This window comes from Corynebacterium afermentans subsp. afermentans, assembly GCF_030408355.1.
Taxonomy (GTDB): Bacteria; Actinomycetota; Actinomycetes; order Mycobacteriales; family Mycobacteriaceae; genus Corynebacterium; species Corynebacterium afermentans.
On sequence record NZ_CP046606.1, the window covers coordinates 260,410 to 277,354 of the forward strand.

The 16,945-nt window shown below is 65.6% G+C and carries 15 protein-coding genes and 1 pseudogene; 9 read left to right on the forward strand and 7 right to left on the reverse strand.

Annotated elements, in window-relative coordinates:
• Nucleotides 1-10 precede the first annotated feature (10 nt).
• The 3 genes from CAFEA_RS01080 to CAFEA_RS01090 all read right to left on the reverse strand — a co-directional run bounded on the left by CAFEA_RS01080 (nt 11) and on the right by CAFEA_RS01090 (nt 4,892).
• Nucleotides 11-1,978 carry a prolyl oligopeptidase family serine peptidase gene (locus tag CAFEA_RS01080; RefSeq protein WP_082855674.1) on the reverse strand — a complete coding sequence of 656 codons (1,968 nt, stop codon included), beginning with the start codon at nt 1,976-1,978 and terminating at the stop codon, nt 11-13.
• 1 nt (nt 1,979) lies between these two features.
• Nucleotides 1,980-3,101, reverse strand: a complete 1,122-nt coding sequence (locus tag CAFEA_RS01085) for an alpha/beta hydrolase (protein WP_063937744.1) — start codon at nt 3,099-3,101, stop codon at nt 1,980-1,982.
• A 345-nt stretch (nt 3,102-3,446) separates the two neighbouring features.
• Nucleotides 3,447-4,892 carry an alpha/beta hydrolase gene (locus tag CAFEA_RS01090; protein ID WP_143313240.1) on the reverse strand — a complete coding sequence of 482 codons (1,446 nt, stop codon included), beginning with the start codon at nt 4,890-4,892 and terminating at the stop codon, nt 3,447-3,449.
• Between the two features lie 80 nt (nt 4,893-4,972).
• Between CAFEA_RS01090 and lpdA the strand changes: the two genes are divergently transcribed.
• Complete coding sequence (lpdA, locus tag CAFEA_RS01095) at nt 4,973-6,385, forward strand: dihydrolipoyl dehydrogenase (protein WP_063937738.1); 1,413 nt, start codon at nt 4,973-4,975, stop codon at nt 6,383-6,385.
• Nucleotides 6,386-6,792: 407 nt separating this feature from the next.
• Here lpdA and CAFEA_RS01100 read toward each other — a convergent pair whose 3' ends face one another.
• On the reverse strand, nt 6,793-7,257 hold the full coding sequence (locus CAFEA_RS01100) for an SRPBCC family protein (protein ID WP_063937736.1): 465 nt from the start codon (nt 7,255-7,257) through the stop codon (nt 6,793-6,795).
• 267 nt (nt 7,258-7,524) lie between these two features.
• Here CAFEA_RS01100 and CAFEA_RS01105 point away from each other — a divergent pair, with 267 nt between their 5' ends.
• From CAFEA_RS01105 to CAFEA_RS01135, 7 genes are all read left to right on the forward strand, one after another.
• The gene (locus tag CAFEA_RS01105; RefSeq protein WP_034997063.1) at nt 7,525-8,298 is read left to right on the forward strand and encodes a succinate dehydrogenase cytochrome b subunit; all 774 of its coding nucleotides are present in this window, start codon (nt 7,525-7,527) and stop codon (nt 8,296-8,298) included.
• 21 nt (nt 8,299-8,319) lie between these two features.
• Nucleotides 8,320-10,398: a fumarate reductase/succinate dehydrogenase flavoprotein subunit gene (locus CAFEA_RS01110; RefSeq protein WP_082855673.1), complete on the forward strand. Its 2,079-nt coding sequence runs from the start codon at nt 8,320-8,322 to the stop codon at nt 10,396-10,398.
• Nucleotides 10,398-11,147, forward strand: coding sequence for a succinate dehydrogenase/fumarate reductase iron-sulfur subunit (locus CAFEA_RS01115; RefSeq protein WP_034997066.1), 750 nt, complete (start codon nt 10,398-10,400; stop codon nt 11,145-11,147). Before CAFEA_RS01110 ends, CAFEA_RS01115 begins: the two co-directional genes overlap by 1 nt.
• Before the next feature lie 100 nt (nt 11,148-11,247).
• Nucleotides 11,248-11,616: a hypothetical protein gene (locus tag CAFEA_RS01120; protein ID WP_034997068.1), complete on the forward strand. Its 369-nt coding sequence runs from the start codon at nt 11,248-11,250 to the stop codon at nt 11,614-11,616.
• Nucleotides 11,617-11,700: 84 nt separating this feature from the next.
• Complete coding sequence (locus CAFEA_RS01125) at nt 11,701-12,984, forward strand: DUF445 domain-containing protein (protein ID WP_082855672.1); 1,284 nt, start codon at nt 11,701-11,703, stop codon at nt 12,982-12,984.
• Between the two features lie 14 nt (nt 12,985-12,998).
• On the forward strand, nt 12,999-13,529 hold the full coding sequence (locus tag CAFEA_RS01130; RefSeq protein ID WP_063937734.1) for a CGLAU_01105 family protein: 531 nt from the start codon (nt 12,999-13,001) through the stop codon (nt 13,527-13,529).
• Nucleotides 13,530-13,588: 59 nt separating this feature from the next.
• Nucleotides 13,589-13,849, forward strand: coding sequence for a DUF2516 family protein (locus CAFEA_RS01135; RefSeq protein WP_143313248.1), 261 nt, complete (start codon nt 13,589-13,591; stop codon nt 13,847-13,849).
• Here CAFEA_RS01135 and CAFEA_RS01140 read toward each other — a convergent pair.
• From CAFEA_RS01140 to CAFEA_RS01150, 3 genes and pseudogenes are all read right to left on the reverse strand, one after another.
• Nucleotides 13,837-14,604, reverse strand: coding sequence for an LmeA family phospholipid-binding protein (locus CAFEA_RS01140; RefSeq protein ID WP_063937731.1), 768 nt, complete (start codon nt 14,602-14,604; stop codon nt 13,837-13,839). The two genes, CAFEA_RS01135 and CAFEA_RS01140, sit on opposite strands and share 13 nt — an antisense overlap.
• A 9-nt stretch (nt 14,605-14,613) precedes the next feature.
• Nucleotides 14,614-15,419, reverse strand: a pseudogene (locus tag CAFEA_RS01145) (class I SAM-dependent methyltransferase).
• On the reverse strand, nt 15,419-15,910 hold the full coding sequence (locus CAFEA_RS01150) for a DUF2505 domain-containing protein (protein ID WP_063937729.1): 492 nt from the start codon (nt 15,908-15,910) through the stop codon (nt 15,419-15,421). Before CAFEA_RS01150 ends, CAFEA_RS01145 begins: the two are co-directional and overlap by 1 nt.
• A gap of 18 nt (nt 15,911-15,928) precedes the next feature.
• On the opposite strand from CAFEA_RS01150, the gene CAFEA_RS01155 reads away from it, so the two are divergent.
• Nucleotides 15,929-16,936, forward strand: coding sequence for a UDP-N-acetylmuramate dehydrogenase (locus tag CAFEA_RS01155; RefSeq protein WP_063937724.1), 1,008 nt, complete (start codon nt 15,929-15,931; stop codon nt 16,934-16,936).
• Nucleotides 16,937-16,945 lie beyond the last annotated feature (9 nt).

Consider the following 16,945-nt stretch of genomic DNA (forward strand, 5'->3'; position numbering starts at 1 on the left):
GCGGGGAAGTCTACGCCAGGGGTGTGCCGATCTTGTCGTCGATCCACAGGTAGATCAACGCCTCCACCCGCGACACCTGTGCATTATCGGCGGCACCTGCGTGACCGCCTGCGGTGTTTTCAAAGTAGTCCACTGGCTGGCCAGCCCGCCACAGCGCGAGCGCGAAGGTGCGGGCGTGGGCGGGGTGGACGCGGTCGTCGCGCGTGGAGGTGGTCACCAGCGCGGGCGGGTAGGCCACCTCCTCGCGCGGGCGGACGTTGTGCAGCGGCGACCAGGTTTCGATCGCGGCGCGCTCTTCGGGGTTGTCCGGGTCGCCGTACTCCGCCATCCAGGACGCGCCGGCGGACAGGGTGTGGTAGCGCAGCATGTCCGTCAGCGGCACCTGGATCACCGCCGCGCCGAAGCACTCCGGGTACCTCACCAGCGCGCCGGAGGTGAGCAGCCCGCCATTCGAGCCGCCACGGATGGCAATCTGCACAGGTGTGGCGTAGCCGCGGGCGACGACGTCCTCGAGCACCGCCTTGTGGTCCTCCCACACCTTGTGGCGGTTGGTCTTGACCACCTGCGAGTGCCACTCGGGCCCGAATTCGCCGCCGCCGCGCAGGTTTGGCTGGACGTAGAAGTTGCCCTGCTCCAGCCACGCGATGCCGCGCACGTTGGAAAACGCGGGCGTAAGCGAGACCTCGAAGCCGCCGTAGCCTCCCACCAGCGTGGGACGGGGACCACCGGAGAAGTCGCCGGTGATGAAGTACGGCAGGCGCGTGCCGTCGGCGGAGGTCACCCAGTGCTGGCGGGTTTCAAGCCCGCTCGTGTCGAAGTGGGCGGGGGCGCGCTTGGCTTCGGTGAGTGCACCGGAGGCGTCGCCGCGCAACAGCGTTGTCGGCGTGGTGAAGGATGAGGCGGCGACCCAGAACTCGTCGCCGGCCAGCGGGTTTGCGGCCACCACGTGGGCGCTGGCGGCCTCGGGCAGGGTGAGTTCGGTGCGCTCCCAGGTGCCCAACGAGACGCGGGAGATGCTGGTGGCCACGTCCACGAGGCAGGTGATAAGCAGCGCGTTTTCCGTGAACGTGATCGCTTCGACGGTCGCGTCCTGCTCGAGCACGGTGAAGTCGCGGGCGCCTTTATGGAACGCGTCGAGGTCGATCACGCCGAGGGCGCCCGCGGGCACGCCCGCGAACTCGGTGCGCGGCTGGATGAACAACCACTTCCGGTGGGGGATGGCGTCGCAATCGTCCGGCACGTCGAGAAACTCGCCGTCCACCCACGTGCGCGAGGTGTAAAAATCGAGCGCCCGCGTGACGACGGTCCTCCGGTCCACCACGTCATACCCCGACCACACGCCGACGTCGTCAGGCTCGCCGGTGAAGATGACGGTTGTGTCGCCGCTGCGGGTCCAGCGCGCCACCTGCATGGGGTAGCCGGAGTTGGTTACCGTGCCCGGGCCTTCGTCGGTGCCCACCAGGATGGTGTCGCGGTCTACCCAGCTGACATTCGTTTTCGCCTCGTCGATGGTGAAGCCGCCCTCTGCCGGATCCACGAAGGCGCGGGTTTCAAGGTCGAACTCGCGCACCACCACCGCGTCCGCGCCGCCGCGCGACAGGCGGATCAGCGCCCGGTCCCAGCTCAACGGCAACACGGTTGCGCCCTTGTACACCCAGTCCTCGTCCTCTTCGGCGGCCAGCGCATCGACGTCGAGGAGGACCTCCCAATCAGCTTCTCCCTCGCCGAGGAAGGAGGAGAGGGACGTTCGGCGCCAGATTCCGCGCTCGTGCTCGGCGTCGCGCCAGAAGTTGTACAGGTACTCGCCGCGCCGGGTGACAAACGGGATCCGGTCGTCCGAATCCAAAGCGGCGCGGATCCGCTTACGCAGCGCGGACGAATCGAGCCGCGCTTCTGTCGCGTCGGACCACTCCCGGGCCCATTTCAAGGCGGGGGCGGCCGTGAGGTCGTCGAGAAGCTTGGGCTCGATATCGCGCACGCTAAGCCCCCAGAGCAGGCTTGATTGTGGTGTGCCAGGCGCGGTCCATGTCCTCGGTCCAGTACGGCCAGGAGTGGGTGCCCACGTTGCGCAGCTCGAAGTGCGCCGGGATGCCCAGCCCGTCCAGCTTGGCCTTCAGGTCGTGGGTGCATTTGTTCACCGCGGCCTCGATCACGCCGCCTTCGACCTGCAGCACACCCGCGCTGAGCTGCGCCGCCGGCATCGGGGCGCCCTTGCCCAGCAGGTAGCTGACCTGGTCCGGGTGGCCCGCCAGCCCCGTGCCGGAGGAGATGTACAGACGGGTGCCGCGCAGCTTCTCCGCGCCCAAAAGCGCGTCGTTGTAGCGGTTGTACGGCCCGTTCATCGGCCCCCACATCATCTCCGGGGTGACCGTTCGGAAATTCGGGTTGCCCGCGCGGTTGACGGTCACGCGCGCGAAATTGTAGCCGTGCGGCGAAGACGTGGACGCGCAGCCGGAAAACGCCGCCACGGCCTGGTACATCCCCGGATTATGCTGCGCGAACAGCAGGGCGGAGGTGGCGGACATGGACACACCGGTCACGGCGCGGCGGCCGTTGGCGCCCACCACGCGCTCGATCGGGCCGGGAAGCTCCTTGGTCAAAAACGTCTCCCACTTCTGCGGGCCGTTGATGTAGTCGGAGGCGACGTCGTTTTTCACCCAGTCCGTGTAGTAGGAAAACGCGCCGGCCTGCGGCACCACCACGTTGACGCCTTTGCCGGCGAAGTAGTCCTTCACCGGGTAGAGCTTCAACCAGTCCTGGTTCTGCTCTGCGCCGCCGGCACCGTTGAGCAGGTACAGCGTCGGTGCGTTGCGCACGCGGTTGCCGGCGGCGTCGGTGGCCGGCACCACTGCGACCGGGATGTCGCGGCGCATAGAGGGGGAGTACACGTTGTAGGACAGCACCGTCTTGTGGTCCACCTGGTTGGCCCACTCCTGCGGCTGGCCGGTGAGGGTGATCCGCGGCGGGTTCGATCGTGCGTCCCACGCCTTCACAACGCCTTCCTGGCCGGCCGGCTGCTGGGCGGAGGTCGCCGGTGCGCTGGTGCCGGCGAGGGAGACTGCCGTGAGGGCGGCAAGCGCCGCCGCCTTGATCTTCTTCATGTGTGTATCCAGTCCTGGGGGAGGGGGTTAAACTGACAGGCAATTATTGCGCCATTCTATGGGACATTCGTTACTGTAGTGGCCAGCGTTACGCGTGTGGCGTGTTGCGCCGCCCGCCCGGAAACCCCGAAAGGACCCCAAAACATGAACCCCATCGAAACCGCCCAGGTGCAGATCAACCAGCTTCTCGGCGAGCTCGTGCACGCAGGCTCCTCCATGTCCTCCACCATCGCCTACGGCATGGGCATGTTCTAAGGGCAATGTTCTAGCGCGCTGCGCAGCGAAAAAGGTGCCTCCCCGGACTGTTGTCGGGGAGGCACCTTTGGTTCGTCGAGAAGCAGGTGCCTACTGCTCCAGGCCGAGCGCCTTCTTGAACACCTTGTCAAAGGAAAGCTGCACGTCGTTGCGCCAGGACGCCCAGCTGTGGGTGCCCACATTGCGCAGCTCAGCGTGGGTGACCTCCACGTCGTTGGCGCGCATCTTCACCATCAGATCGTGGGTGCAGGCGTTCATCGCAGCCTCGATCACGCCGCCTTCGACCTGCAGGGTCATCGCGTTGGACAGTGCGCGGGCCGAAGCCGAGTCCGGGTCCACGCCGTACTCATTGATCAAGCGGTCCTTCAGGTAGCCCGGCGTATCGCTCGCGCCCGCCAGACCGGTGCCGGTGGACAGGTACACCGCGGTGCCCTTCAGATCTGCGGCGTTGACCAGCGCGTCGTAGTGGCGGTTGTAGTCCGAGCCGCGCTCTCCGAAGATGTACTCCGGCGTCATCACATTCGGCGCGCCGCGGCTGACGGTCAGGTCCAGGAACGCCCACGGGATCGGCCGGGACGTCGCCGCGCAGCCGGAGAAGGAGCCGACCGCGTCGTAGAAGCCCGGGTTGTGTTCCGCAAGCAGCAGCACGGAGGTTGCGGCCATGGACAGGCCGGCCGCCGCGCGGTGCTCCTCGTCGGCGTTCATGTACGGCTCAACCGCCTGCGGCAGCTCGTTAGCCAGGAAGGTCGACCACATCTGCTTGCCGTGGAAGAACGGGTTCGTGTCCGTGTCCACCGGCGGCTCGGCGGCCCAGTCCACGTAGTAGGAGAACGCGCCTTCCATCGGGATGACAACGTTCGCGCCGGAATCCTTGTAGGTCTCTTCCAGCTCGTCGTAGGCCTGCGCCACCCAGTCGGTGTCCTGCTCGGATCCGCCGGCGCCGTTGAGCAGGTAGACCGTCGGGGCGTTCTCCTTGCGGTCGCCGTTTTCGTCGGTGGCGTAGAAGATCGCCACCGGGATGTCGCGCTCCATGGACTCGGAGTACACGGAGATTGCCTCGTTGTCCCAGGTGTCGCGGTGGCGAGCGAGGATGCGCACCCACGCCTGGTCCTTGCCCTGGTACGTCTTCGGCGCCTCGTCGAGCGGGCGGACGTTCGGGTGCTCGTCCGTCGGCTCTGGGTCCTCGGTGGTCTCCACGACCGTTACGGTCGGGCTCGTGCTTGTCAGCGTCGCATCCGTCGCCGCCGTCGTCGGCGCCGTTGTCGCCGTTGTCGCTGTGGTGGCCGTTGTGGCCGTCGTGGACTTCGGCACAACCTTCGGCTTCTCCGACGTGGTGGTGGTCGGGCTCGTGGTCGAGTTCGCGGTGGTGCTGGTTGTTGGGGTGGGAAGCGAGGTCTGCACGGTCGTCGCCGCCGGGGACAGGGTGGTGACCGGCTTGTCGGCGCCGCCCTCCGCGAAGTGCTGGACGGCGGGCACGGAGCCTGCGGCGATAAGGGCGGTGGCGCCGAGGGCTACCGCCGTGCGAGTGAACTTCACAGTGAACCGCTCACTTTCATTCGAGGAAGAAACAAGATGCTCCGCAACATTTTGCCAGACGGACACGTACGATATGCAGCGTGAGTAAAGAACATTTTGACGTTGTTGTCCTCGGCGCTGGCCCCGGTGGCTACGTCGCCGCCATCCGCGCAGCTCAGCTGGGTAAAAAGGTAGCTGTTATTGAGAAGCAGTACTGGGGCGGTGTCTGCCTCAACGTGGGCTGCATCCCCTCCAAGGCCCTGATCAAGAACGCTGAAGTGGCTGAGATCTTCAACCACGAAGCCAAGACGTTCGGCATCAAGGGCGACGTGGAGTTCGACTACACCGATGCCCACAAGCGTTCCCGCAAGGTCTCCCAGAAGATCGTCGGCGGCGTGCACTACCTGATGAAGAAGAACAAGATCCAGGAGATCAACGGCCTGGGCACCTTCACGGACGCCAAGACCATCGAGATCACCGACGGTGACGACAAGGGTATGACCGTCACCTTCGATGACTGCATCATCGCCACCGGCGCTGTGGTGCGCACCCTGCCGGGCATCGAGCTGTCCGACAACGTGGTCTCCTACGAGGAGCAGATCCTCAACCCGGAGGCCCCGGAGAAGATGGTCATCGTCGGTGCCGGCGCGATCGGCATGGAGTTCGCCTACGTGCTGTCCAACTACGGCGTGGACGTCACGGTCATCGAGTATCAGGACCGCGTCCTGCCCAATGAGGACAAGGACGTGTCCAAGGAGATCGCCAAGGCATACAAGAAGCTCGGCGTGAAGCTGCTCACCGGCCACGCCACCACCGAGGTGCGCGACAACGGCGATTCCGTCGAGGTGGACGTGAAGAAGAACGGCTCCGACGACGTGGAGACGCTCACCGCGGATCGCGTGATGATCTCCGTCGGCTTCGCCCCGCGCACCGAGGGCTACGGCCTGGAGAACACGGGCGTCGAGCTCACGGACCGCGGCGCCATCGCCATCGACGAGCGCATGCGCACCAACGTCGACGGCATCTACGCCATCGGCGACGTGACCGCGAAGCTGCAGCTCGCCCACGTGGCTGAGGCCCAGGGCATCATCGCCGCCGAGACCATTGCGGACGCGGAGACCCTCGAGATCGAGGATTACATGATGACCCCGCGCGCCACCTTCTGTAACCCGCAGGTCGCTTCCATGGGTTACACCGAGGAGCAGGCGAAGGAGAAGTGGCCGGACCGCGACATCAAGGTCGCCACCTTCCCGTTCACTGCAAACGGCAAGGCAGTCGGCCTGAACGAGACTGCCGGCTTTGGCAAGCTCGTCGCGGACGCCGAGTTCGGCGAGATCCTCGGTGCGCACCTGGTTGGTGCCAACGTCTCCGAGCTGCTTCCGGAGGTCGTGCTGGCGCAGCGCTTCGACCTCACCGCAGGCGAGATCGCGCGCTCCATCCACATCCACCCGACCCTGTCCGAGGTGCTCAAGGAGATCGCGCACGGCGTCGAAGGCCACATGATCAACCTCTAAGCCTTCGCTTTACGACGCACCAAAGGCGGGCCCCGCTTTCCTGCAGGGCCCGCCTTTTTGCGTGCGCATTCGGCGGGGCCAGGCTGGGGCAGTCTTGAAATGCCCTGCTCGGCCGCGCCGGCGGCAGATCTGCTAGTTCACCTGCGGAGGTGCGGTGCCGGAACTAGCAGATCAGGCTCGTAGTGAAAGCCGTTGCCGATATCACCTGCGGGAATGAAAAGTTGGGGAAGCGATCTGCTAGTTCGGTTCTGGGGGTTGCTAGCAGATCTGCAATTCGAAGTACTGCAGCACGGTGCTGGACTGGGGGATGGGGGCGGTCGCGCCGGCGAAGCGGCGGGCATGCGAAAGGCGGCCGACCGGGCGCTGGGTCCGGCGGGCCGCCTTTGGTGACGTCGAGAAGCGAAGGCTTATGCGCCTGCGACTGCCTCTGCGAGGGAGTCGAGGGACTTAGCCAGGAAGTCGTCGTCGAATTTCTCGGTCATTGCGAGGAGGTTCTCCTCCAGCTCATCGCGCTGGTAGGTGAGGGTGACGTTGGTGTTGTCAGCGTCGATCGGCTCGAGCTCGTAGAGCCACTTCGCGCCGACCTTCACCTCAGCAGTGGTGTTCTCCACGTTCTTCCAGCCGATGACGCGGTCGTCCTGGATGGCGAAGACCTCGTTGACGGTCTGGTAGTCGCCGTCCTCCTTGGTCATGTTCATGGTGAAGGTGTCGCCGACATTCTTCAGACGCTCGCCCTGGTCGGCAGAGACGACCATGCCGGAGTTGTCCGTCTCGGCGTGGCGCTCGGGGTTGGAGAGGATGTTGAAGATCTCGGCTGCGGGAGCGTCGATCTGGCGGGTTGCTTTGTTTTCAGTGTTCTTGTCGATAGCCATGGCAGCCAGGGTACCGATTTTCCGCAGATGGAGTCGGTTCCGGAGTTAGGTCCAGCTAACCAACCAAAGATTGACACTGAACGGGGTGGAGAATGTGGGATTCGAGGCGGATTGCCGCGGTGGTGCCGAAGGTCACAATCGATGTGGCGTGCTGGATGAATGGCTCAAGTGGGGGTTGAGGTTGGGGGAGTGTGGGGTCAACCTGGCAATCCAGTGTGTGTGTGAGCGGGGGCTTTCTCCTAGAGTATTAGCGACACTGGAGGTGCCATGACTGTACAAAACGCAGACCGTGAAGCCATTCGTCACGGAAAAATTACCGAGAAGCCGCTGCGCGAGCGGCCGTCCTACCCCACGTGGGCCATCAAGCTGACCATGGCGATCACCGGCCTTATCTTCGGCCTGTTCGTCCTTGGCCACATGGTGGGCAACCTGAAGATCTTTATGCCGCTGAACGCCGACGGCTCCGCGCCGATCGACGACTACGGCGAGTTCCTGCGCACGATCGGCGAGCCGCTGTTCCCGCGAGAGGGCTTCCTGTGGATTCTCCGCATCGCCCTGCTGGTCTGCCTGGTGCTGCACGTGTGGGGCGCTTTCGCCCTGCGCGCCCGCTCCAGCGCATCCCGCGGCCGCTTCAAGCGCACGAACCTGATGGGTGGATGGCAGTCCACCGCCACCAAGTCGATGATCTGGACCGGCATCATCTTGCTGCTGTTCATCATCTTCCACCTGCTGGACCTGACGCTTGGCCAGGCTGTCGCCTCCGACGAGTTCGTCCACGGTGCGGTGCGCAACAACCTGCTCGCCACCTTTGCCCCGGGCCGCTGGTGGGTCACGCTGGTGTACGTGGTTGCCAACCTGGCGCTGCTGCTGCACCTGACGCACGGTATCTACCTTGCGGTGTCCGACCTCGGTTGGCTGGGTAAGCGCGGCGAAGGCCTGATGGTCATCCTCGCGTACATCCTCCCGTTCATCGTTGTCGCTGGCAACGTTGTCATGCCGCTCGCTATCGCGTTCGGCTGGGTCCCGGATTTTTCCAGGTAACGGCTTTTTAGGAGAACAACTATGACTACCTCTATTTCCGGTCTTTCCGGGGCCCAGGGTTCCAACGGCGGGGAGCAGACCTCCGCTCAGTCCAAGGGCCAGCAGAGCACCGGCGGCTTCCGCCAGCCCGAGTCCGTCGCTGCAGGCGTGACGCCGGGTAACGTCCTCGAGTCCCACGAGCCGAACCGCGACGAGGTTCGGATGAAGGACATGTGGCAGTACCAGAAGGACCACATGAACCTGGTCTCGCCGCTGAACCGCCGCAAGTTCACCGTGCTGGTGGTCGGCACCGGCCTGTCCGGCGGCGCTGCGGCTGCCGCGCTCGGCGAGCTGGGCTACAACGTCAAGGCATTCACCTACCACGACGCTCCGCGCCGTGCGCACTCCATTGCGGCCCAAGGCGGCGTGAACTCCGCCCGCGGCAAGAAGGTGGACAACGACGGCGCCTACCGCCACACCAAGGACACCGTCAAGGGCGGCGACTACCGCTGCCGCGAGTCCGACTGCTGGCGCCTGGCCGTTGAGTCTGTCCGCGTGATCGACCACATGAACGCCATCGGTGCCCCCTTCGCCCGCGAGTACGGCGGCACCCTGGCCACCCGCTCCTTCGGCGGTGTGCAGGTCTCGCGCACCTACTACACCCGCGGCCAAACAGGCCAGCAGCTGCAGCTGTCCACCGCGTCGTCGCTGCAGCGTCAGATCCACCTGGGCAACGTGGAGATCTTCACCCACCACGACCTAATGGACCTGATCATCACCGAGAAGGACGGCAAGAAGCACTGCGAGGGCATCGTCACCCGCAACCTGATCAACGGCGAGATCGCGCCGTTTACGGGACACGCTGTCATCCTCGCCACCGGCGGTTACGGCAACGTGTACCACAAGACCACGCTGGCCAAGAACTCCAACTCTTCCGCCATGATGCGCGCCTACGAGCGCGGCGCGTACCTCGCGTCCCCGTGCTTCGTGCAGTTCCACCCGACCGGCCTGCCAGTCAACGCGAAGTGGCAGGCGAAGACGACGCTGATGTCCGAGTCGCTGCGTAACGACGGCCGCATCTGGACCCCGAAGGAAAAGGGCGACGACCGCGACCCGAACACCATCCCGGAGGAGGAGCGCGACTACTTCCTGGAGCGCCGCTACCCGGCCTTCGGCAACCTCGTGCCCCGCGACGTCGCGTCGCGTGCGATCTCCCAGCAGCTCAACGCCGGCTACGGCGTGGGCCCGCTGCACAACTCCGCGTACCTGGACTTCTCCGACGCCATCGAGCGCCTCGGTGAGGACACCATCCGCGAGCGCTACTCCAACCTGTTCGAGATGTACGAGGACTCCACCGGCGAGGACCCGTACAAGGCCCCGATGCGTATCGCCCCGACTGTCCACTTCACCATGGGCGGCCTGTGGACGGACTTCAACGAGATGACCTCCATCGACGGCCTGTTCGCCGCCGGTGAGTGCTCCTGGACCTACCACGGCGCGAACCGCCTGGGCGCGAACTCGCTGCTGTCCGCTTCTGTGGACGGCTGGTTCACCCTGCCGTTCACGGTGCCGAACTACCTGGCCGACCACCTCGGCGAGGAGAAGCTTCCGGAGGATTCCCGCGAGGCCCAGGACGTGGTGGCTGACGTCACCGAGCGCATCGAGCGCATCATGTCCATCCGCGGTCCGGAGCCGCACGGCCCGGAGCACTTCCACGAGCAGCTCGGCGACATCCTCTACGAGCACTGCGGCGTGTCCCGCACCGTGGAGGGCCTGGAGGAGGGCATCCGCAAGATCCGCGCCCTGCGCGAGGACTTCTGGACCAACATCTCTATCCCGGGTTCCCCGAACGACATGAACCAGACGCTGGAGGCTGCGCTGCGCCTCGTCGACTACATCAACCTCGGCGAGCTCATGTGCATCGACGCTCTGGACCGCGACGAGTCCTGCGGTGCGCACTACCGTATGGACCACCTCACCGATGACGGCGAGGCAGAGCGTGACGACGACAACTGGTGCTTCGTGTCGGCCTGGGAGCCGGCCGGTGAAGGCCAGTTCATCCGCCACGCAGAACCCCTGCACTTTGATTCGATCCCGCTGATGGCAAGGAACTACAAGTAATGAAACTGACACTTGAAATCTGGCGCCAGGCTGGTCCTGACACCGAGGGCAGCTTCGAGACCGTACAGGTCGATGACGCTGTGGAGCAGATGTCCATCCTGGAGCTGCTCGACCACGTGAACGAGACCTACGTCGAGCAGGGCAAGGAGCCGTTCGTCTTCGCCTCCGACTGCCGCGAGGGCATTTGCGGCACCTGTGGCCTGCTGGTCAACGGTCGCCCGCACGGCGCAGGCCAGAACACCACTGCGTGCCTGCAGCGTCTGTTCAACTACAAGGACGGCGACACCCTGAAGATCGAGCCGTTCCGCTCCGGCGCGTTCCCGGTGATCAAGGACCTCGCCGTGGACCGCTCCGCGCTGGACCGCGTGATGGAGCAGGGCGGCTACGTCTCCGTCAACGCCGGCACCGCGCCGGACGCTGACACCCTGGCCGTGAACCACCACGACGCGGAGACCGCGCTCGACTACGCTGCCTGCATCGGCTGTGGCGCATGCGTGGCCGCGTGCCCGAACGGCGCCGCGCACCTGTTTACCGGCGCGAAGCTGAAGCACCTGAAGCTTCTGCCGTTGGGTAAGCAGGAGCGTTCCCGCCGCGCCCGCAAGATGGTCGACGAGCTGGAGACCAACTTCGGCCACTGCTCGCTGTACGGCGAGTGCGCTGATGTGTGCCCGGCTGGCATCCCGCTGGATGCAGTTGGCGCGATCAACGCCGAACGCGCCCGCGCTGCCTTCAAGGGCGGCGACGACTAGAGGCGACAACTAGAGCCAACAACGAAGCCTGTCGTATACTCGAACTATCGCAGCAGCTCACGCTGAAGCCACACCGAAGCTGAAGAAGGAAGCAAGAACAATGGGTTCCACCGCAGTTGCAGATATCCGCAACGAGTCCTACCCGGAGTACGCTGGCCGCATCGATGACACGTACATCGAGGGCTACGATCCGGTGTCCCTGGGTGCTCCGCACTCCTCCCTGTCCCGGATCCCGACCTGGGTTGCAATGGGCCTGATCCTGTCCACCCTCTTTGGCATCGGTCTGGCCGTGTGGGGCGCCGGCGCGATGGTGTACGGCTTCGGCTCCCAGACGCACGGTCTGGCGGAGCGCCTGCTCATCCTCGGCGTTATTGAGGCAGTGGTCACCGCAGTCCTCGGCGCCATCCTGATTGTCGTGGGCCGCAAGGACTACAAGGCGTACCGCAAGCGCACCGGCCGCGTGAACTAACCGCGCAGCACCGAAATTGCCCTCTCCACCTGCGGAGGGGGCATTTTTCGTGCCCGTGTCGGCACGCCTGCTTTAATCATGGTCATGAGCGAGCAGCTTTCCATGATGCCCACCCCCACGAACGAGGAGGAGCGCCGCCGCGTGCTGCGCAAGCACAAGATCGCGGTGACCAGTCTCCTGGGCCTGATGGCGGTGGTGTTTTTGTCCTGCTCGTGGGCGCAGTCCCAGGGCAATGACGCCGCCTGGATCGGCTACGTCCGCGCCGCGGCGGAGGCGGGCATGGTCGGCGGTCTGGCGGACTGGTTCGCTGTCACCGCGCTGTTTAAGTACCCAATGGGCATTCCCATCCCGCACACCGCGATCATCCCCAACAAAAAGGACCAGGTTGCCGGTGTGCTCAGTGATTTCGTGTCCGAGAATTTCCTCAACGCCCGCACCATCACGGACAAAGTGATGGCCGCCGGCATCCCGGAGCGCGTTGGGCGCTGGCTGGCCAAGCCGGAGAACGCGGAGCGGGTCAGCGAGGAGGCCGGCAAGTTCACCGTCCGCATGGTGGAGGGCATTGACCCGGCTGAGGCGGAGACGTTCATCAACGCCCAGCTCGTTGACCGCCTGGCCGAGCCGATCTGGGGTCCGCCGCTGGGCCGCACACTGGAGGGGCTGATCGCGGACGGCAAGGTGGATCCGGTGGTCGACGACATTGTCGCCTGGGGGCGCCGCAAGGTCGACAACATGGAGGCCACCGTGGTCACCATGATCGACGAGCGGATGCCGCGCTGGGCCCCGCGGTTTGCAAAGGAGCTGGTGGGGCAGCGCGTCTATGACGAGATGGTCGCGTTCATGGAGGACGTGGACACCAACCCGCACCACGAGGCGCGCCGCGGGATCCGCCGCCAGATCACCCAGTTCGCCCAGGACCTCCAGTTCGACGGGGAGATGATTTCGCGGGTGGAGGCGCTCAAGGCCGACATCATGGGCTCCAGCGCGGTCACGTCCGCCGCGGCCAGCATCTGGGAGCAGGTCTCGGCGTCGATTGTGGCGCAGGCGTCGGATGGGGGAAGCGGGCTGCGTCGTAAAGCAGCTGCCTCGGCGCGTGAGTGGGGGCAGAAGCTTGTCGACGACCCTGCGGTCCGCGCCGACGCCGAACGAGCCCTGAAAAAGGCCACCCGCTTCGCCGCGGACAACGGCGCCGACCAGATTGTGGGCATCATCGCGGAAACCATCGAACGGTGGGACGGCGAAGAAGCGGCGGAGAAAATCGAGCTCATGGTGGGCAAAGACCTGCAGTTCATTCGCCTCAACGGCACGATCGTCGGTGCACTGGCTGGGTTAGCTATTTACACTGGTTCTCAACTGATCTTCTACTAGCGAAGGAGCGAATGATGACCGAGAAGAACAACCTCAACAACGACACCGGCGAGGAGGTGCGCAACAACCTGCGTGAGGCCGGCGACGCGCTGCTGTCCGCCGGCGCCGCTATCGGCGCGGCGCTGAGCAAGGCCACCGGCGAGCTGTCGGACCGTTTCAAGACCGCCACCGAGGACGCGCGCCAGAACCTGAGCAACGCGAACACCGAGGGCGAGGTGCGCGGCGCCGCTACCAACTTCACGGACGAGGCCGAAAAGCTCTTCAACAGCCTGCGTGAGGGGGACCTGCAGTTCACCGACGACGTGAAGGCGAAGCTGCGCAGCACTATCGACGAAGCACGCGCCGCATTCAACGAGCGCCTCGACGGCACCCAGACCGAGGGGATTGAGGGCACCGTGGACGACCTGCGCGCCCGCTTCGAAGGTTTGGTGCAGCGCATCCAGGACCAGTTCGCCGGCGAGAAAACCGACGGCGATATCATCGACGGCGAAATTGTGGACAACTCCAACTCCACCACCGTCAACGTTGAGGATCTGAAGAAGTAAACGCCATGGAAACCGCCGCAGTCAGCCAAATTCACCAGATTATGTTGCTGCCGTCCCGTATGGGGATGGTGCTGATGATTGTGGTGGGCGTAGCCGGCATCGTCGGCGCTGTGATGGCGGCCACCACCCGCGCGGACGCCTTCGAGGCGGCCAACCGCCAGTCCAAGGGTGCCTGGGTGGGCATCCTGGCGCTGGCGGCGCTGGCGTGCCTGCTGCGCTTCCCCTTCATCGCGTGGTTCGGCGCGGTGGCGATTGGCATTTACTTTTTCGACGTGCGCCCGCATATCCATCGCATCGTCAACGGCGACTACGGCTGGTAGGCGGGCTCCGCCGGCTGCAGCTCAGGCTGTTGGGGCTGCTGCATCTCCTGCAGCTCCTTGAAGTTCACGTCGTTGCCGGAAACCGTTACCCGGAGGCCACCGGGGATGACCGTGAAGTCTTCCACGCTCATCCCGCCGGTGGCCTCTTGCGCGACGCCCTGGGACATGGCGGAGCTGATCGCGTCGGCGACGTCGTCCGGCAGGGCGAATCCGAATAGCTCGGTGCTGCGCGCCTGGAACGTCAGCTGGCCGTCCTGCATCACCGGCTGCAGCTCAATCCCGGCCGCACCCGAGGTGAACACGATGGAAAACGTGCCGGCCTCCTCGTTGGATACCACGTCGGACACTGTGATCACGTTGGCGAGGAAGTTGTCGCCGATCTGATCCTGGATCTGCTGGTTCAGCATGGCGCGCACGAAGTCGTTGGGCAGCTCCGTGGTCAGGCGCACGGACTCGGCCACCGGCTCGCCGCCATTCAGGCGAACTTTGTCCATGTCCACCACGGACGCCGGGGTGCCGGTGATCTGGTCGCCGTTGACCTGAAGGTTGGACTGCTGGTCCACCGTCATGTGCGGGAATTTCCCGCCGAGCAGGCCAATGGTCACGGGGCTGGCGCCGAAGGACACTGAGGTGCCTTCGGGGGACTGGGAGGTGACCTGGTGGGCGACGAACGCCCGGATGCCTGCCTCCGCCACGATGAACAGCAGCAGCACCGCCACGATGATCGACAGGACAACTTTCCACGCAGTTTTCATGCGGCCAGTTTACGAAGCAGGAGCGACTGCCTGCCAATCCACAGTGACAAAGTTGTCGGCGAGGCGGCGCTGCTGCGGGTGCACCGGCCAGTCCCGGGCGAGGTCTTCGAGGGCGTGGCGCCACCGCACCCGGGGGCCGTGCGGGTCCCAGCCGCTGGCGCGTTCCCAAGCGGCGTCGGCAAGAAACTGGTGGATCGGTTCGCCCGGCACGTTGCGGTGGATCAGCGCCTTGGGCAGCCGCTCCGCCACCCTCCGAGGGGTTAGAGGTGTGGAAGGGGCTCCAGGACAGGGTGAGGGCGCGGGGACCGGAGGCGTCGAGAAGCAGCCATGCGCAACGCCGCCCCAGCTCGTCGCAGGTGCCCTCGACGAAGAGGCCGCCGGGGGCAAGCCCCGCGCACACCGTGCGCCACACGTCGGGGACCTGGTCCACGTCGTATTGCCGCAGCACGTTGAAGGCGCGCACCAGGTGGGGCCGGTAGCCGGCGAGTTCGAAGCCGCCGAGTTCGAAGCGCACGCCGTCGCGAGGCGGCAGGACGCGCTCCGGGTTGATCTCTAGGCCCACGACCTCGATGTCGGGGCGGATTTGGCGCAACCACCCGGCCCACTCCACGGTGGTGGTGTGGGACGCGCCGTAGCCCACGTCCACCGCCAGCGGCGCGGCGGCGGAGCGCAATAGGGACTGGACCCCGCGGGTTATAGCGGATCCAACGGTCTGACCTGCGTAAACGATTTACTCCGGTGGTGCCGCGGGTGATTACCCCGTAGGGCTTGCCGGCGGCACCCGGGGTGGCGCGCAGGTTGTGGTAGTGGGGAATTAGAGGTTCTCGCTAATCCACTGCTCGGTCAGCTTCGCCTCGTTTTCCACGATCTCCTCCAGCGCGTCGGCCACCTTCGGCTCCAGCGCGGCGCCCATGAACGGGATGTTCACCTTCGCCTCGAGCTCGTAGTCCAGCTTGGTGTTATCGCCGTCGCGGGTCGCGGTGTACTCGGCGCCCAGGTCCACCGGGGTGCCCTTCACGTCGCCGGTCATGGTGTGCTTGGCGGTGTCGTCGTCGAGCTCGCCGACGGTAACCACGCGCTTGAGCTTCAGGTCTTGGGAGACCATCGCCTGCGCGGCCTCCGGGAGGATGGACTTGGGCAGGATCTCAAACAGGGTGGCGGTGTTGTCCGCGAACTCGTTGAGCTCGCCCGGCTCCGGGGAGAGCTTCTCGGCGATGAACTCCCAGTATTCGCGGGTGCTGTAGGCCTGCGCGACCTTCTCGATCGGCTGGTTGATGGTCACGGTGATCTCACTACGTGCAGTCATGGCTCACAGACTACCGTTGTGGGCGTGACTGCCCCATCATTCGCCTCCCTGACCACGCTGCGCGTCGGCGGTACCCCGGCCGCGGCCTACGAGTGCACGAGCGCCGAGGAGCTCGCCGAAACCGTGGCTAAGCTCGACCGCGACCAGTCCCCGCTGCTGGTCGTCGGCGGCGGCTCCAACCTGGTCGTCGCGGATGGTGATCTCGATCTCGCGGCGGTCCTCGTGCGCAACGAGGGCATCTTGCCTATCGACGACCACCGGTTGCGCATCCAAGCCGGCACGGAATGGGACGCAGTGGTCGCCTACGCGGTGGAGCACGGACTGGGCGGCATTGAGGCCCTGTCCGGCATCCCCGGCTCCGCGGGCGCGACCCCGGTGCAGAACGTGGGTGCGTACGGCGCGGAGATCGCTGACGTGCTCACCCGCGTGCGCCTGTTCAACCGGGAGACCGGCGCGGACGAGTGGGCGCCTGCGTCCTCGTTGGAGCTGGCGTACCGGTACTCCAACCTGAAGTTCACCTCGCGCGCCGTCGTGTTGGAGATCGAGCTGCAGTTGGAAAAGACCGACGAGTCCATTCCTCTGCGCCACCTGGGCGGGGCGCGCGTGCCGCTGGCGCAGGCCCGCGAGTCCGTGCTGGAGACGCGCCGGGCGAAAGGCATGGTGCTGGATACCTCAGACCACGACACGTGGTCCGCCGGCTCGTTTTTCACTAACCCGGTGGTGCCATCGGCGCTTGCAGACGAGATCGCCGCGCACGTGGGCGAGGACGCCATGCCGCGCTTTGCCGCCGGCGACGGCAAGGAGAAGCTGTCGGCGGCCTGGCTCATCGAGCGCGCAGGCTGCCACCGCGGTTTCCCCGGCGATGACGCCCCGGCCCGGCTTTCCACCAAGCACACCCTCGCGCTGACCAACCGCGGCAACGCCAGCGCGGCCGATATTGTCGACCTGGCGCGCCGCGTGCAGGCCCAGGTCCGCGATGCGTTCGGGGTGGAGCTGCACCCCGAACCCGTCTGGGTCGGCCTCTAGGCACCGGGC

Coding starts and splice junctions, on each gene's coding strand:
- CAFEA_RS01085 (WP_063937744.1), bottom strand. CDS start 3,101: ATGAAGAAGATCAAGGCGGCGGCGCTTGCCGCCCTCACGGCAGTCTCC.
- CAFEA_RS01100 (WP_063937736.1), bottom strand. CDS start 7,257: ATGGCTATCGACAAGAACACTGAAAACAAAGCAACCCGCCAGATCGAC.
- CAFEA_RS01105 (WP_034997063.1), top strand. CDS start 7,525: ATGACTGTACAAAACGCAGACCGTGAAGCCATTCGTCACGGAAAAATT.
- CAFEA_RS01110 (WP_082855673.1), top strand. CDS start 8,320: ATGACTACCTCTATTTCCGGTCTTTCCGGGGCCCAGGGTTCCAACGGC.
- CAFEA_RS01115 (WP_034997066.1), top strand. CDS start 10,398: ATGAAACTGACACTTGAAATCTGGCGCCAGGCTGGTCCTGACACCGAG.
- CAFEA_RS01120 (WP_034997068.1), top strand. CDS start 11,248: ATGGGTTCCACCGCAGTTGCAGATATCCGCAACGAGTCCTACCCGGAG.
- CAFEA_RS01125 (WP_082855672.1), top strand. CDS start 11,701: ATGAGCGAGCAGCTTTCCATGATGCCCACCCCCACGAACGAGGAGGAG.
- CAFEA_RS01130 (WP_063937734.1), top strand. CDS start 12,999: ATGACCGAGAAGAACAACCTCAACAACGACACCGGCGAGGAGGTGCGC.
- CAFEA_RS01135 (WP_143313248.1), top strand. CDS start 13,589: ATGGGGATGGTGCTGATGATTGTGGTGGGCGTAGCCGGCATCGTCGGC.
- CAFEA_RS01140 (WP_063937731.1), bottom strand. CDS start 14,604: ATGAAAACTGCGTGGAAAGTTGTCCTGTCGATCATCGTGGCGGTGCTG.
- CAFEA_RS01150 (WP_063937729.1), bottom strand. CDS start 15,910: ATGACTGCACGTAGTGAGATCACCGTGACCATCAACCAGCCGATCGAG.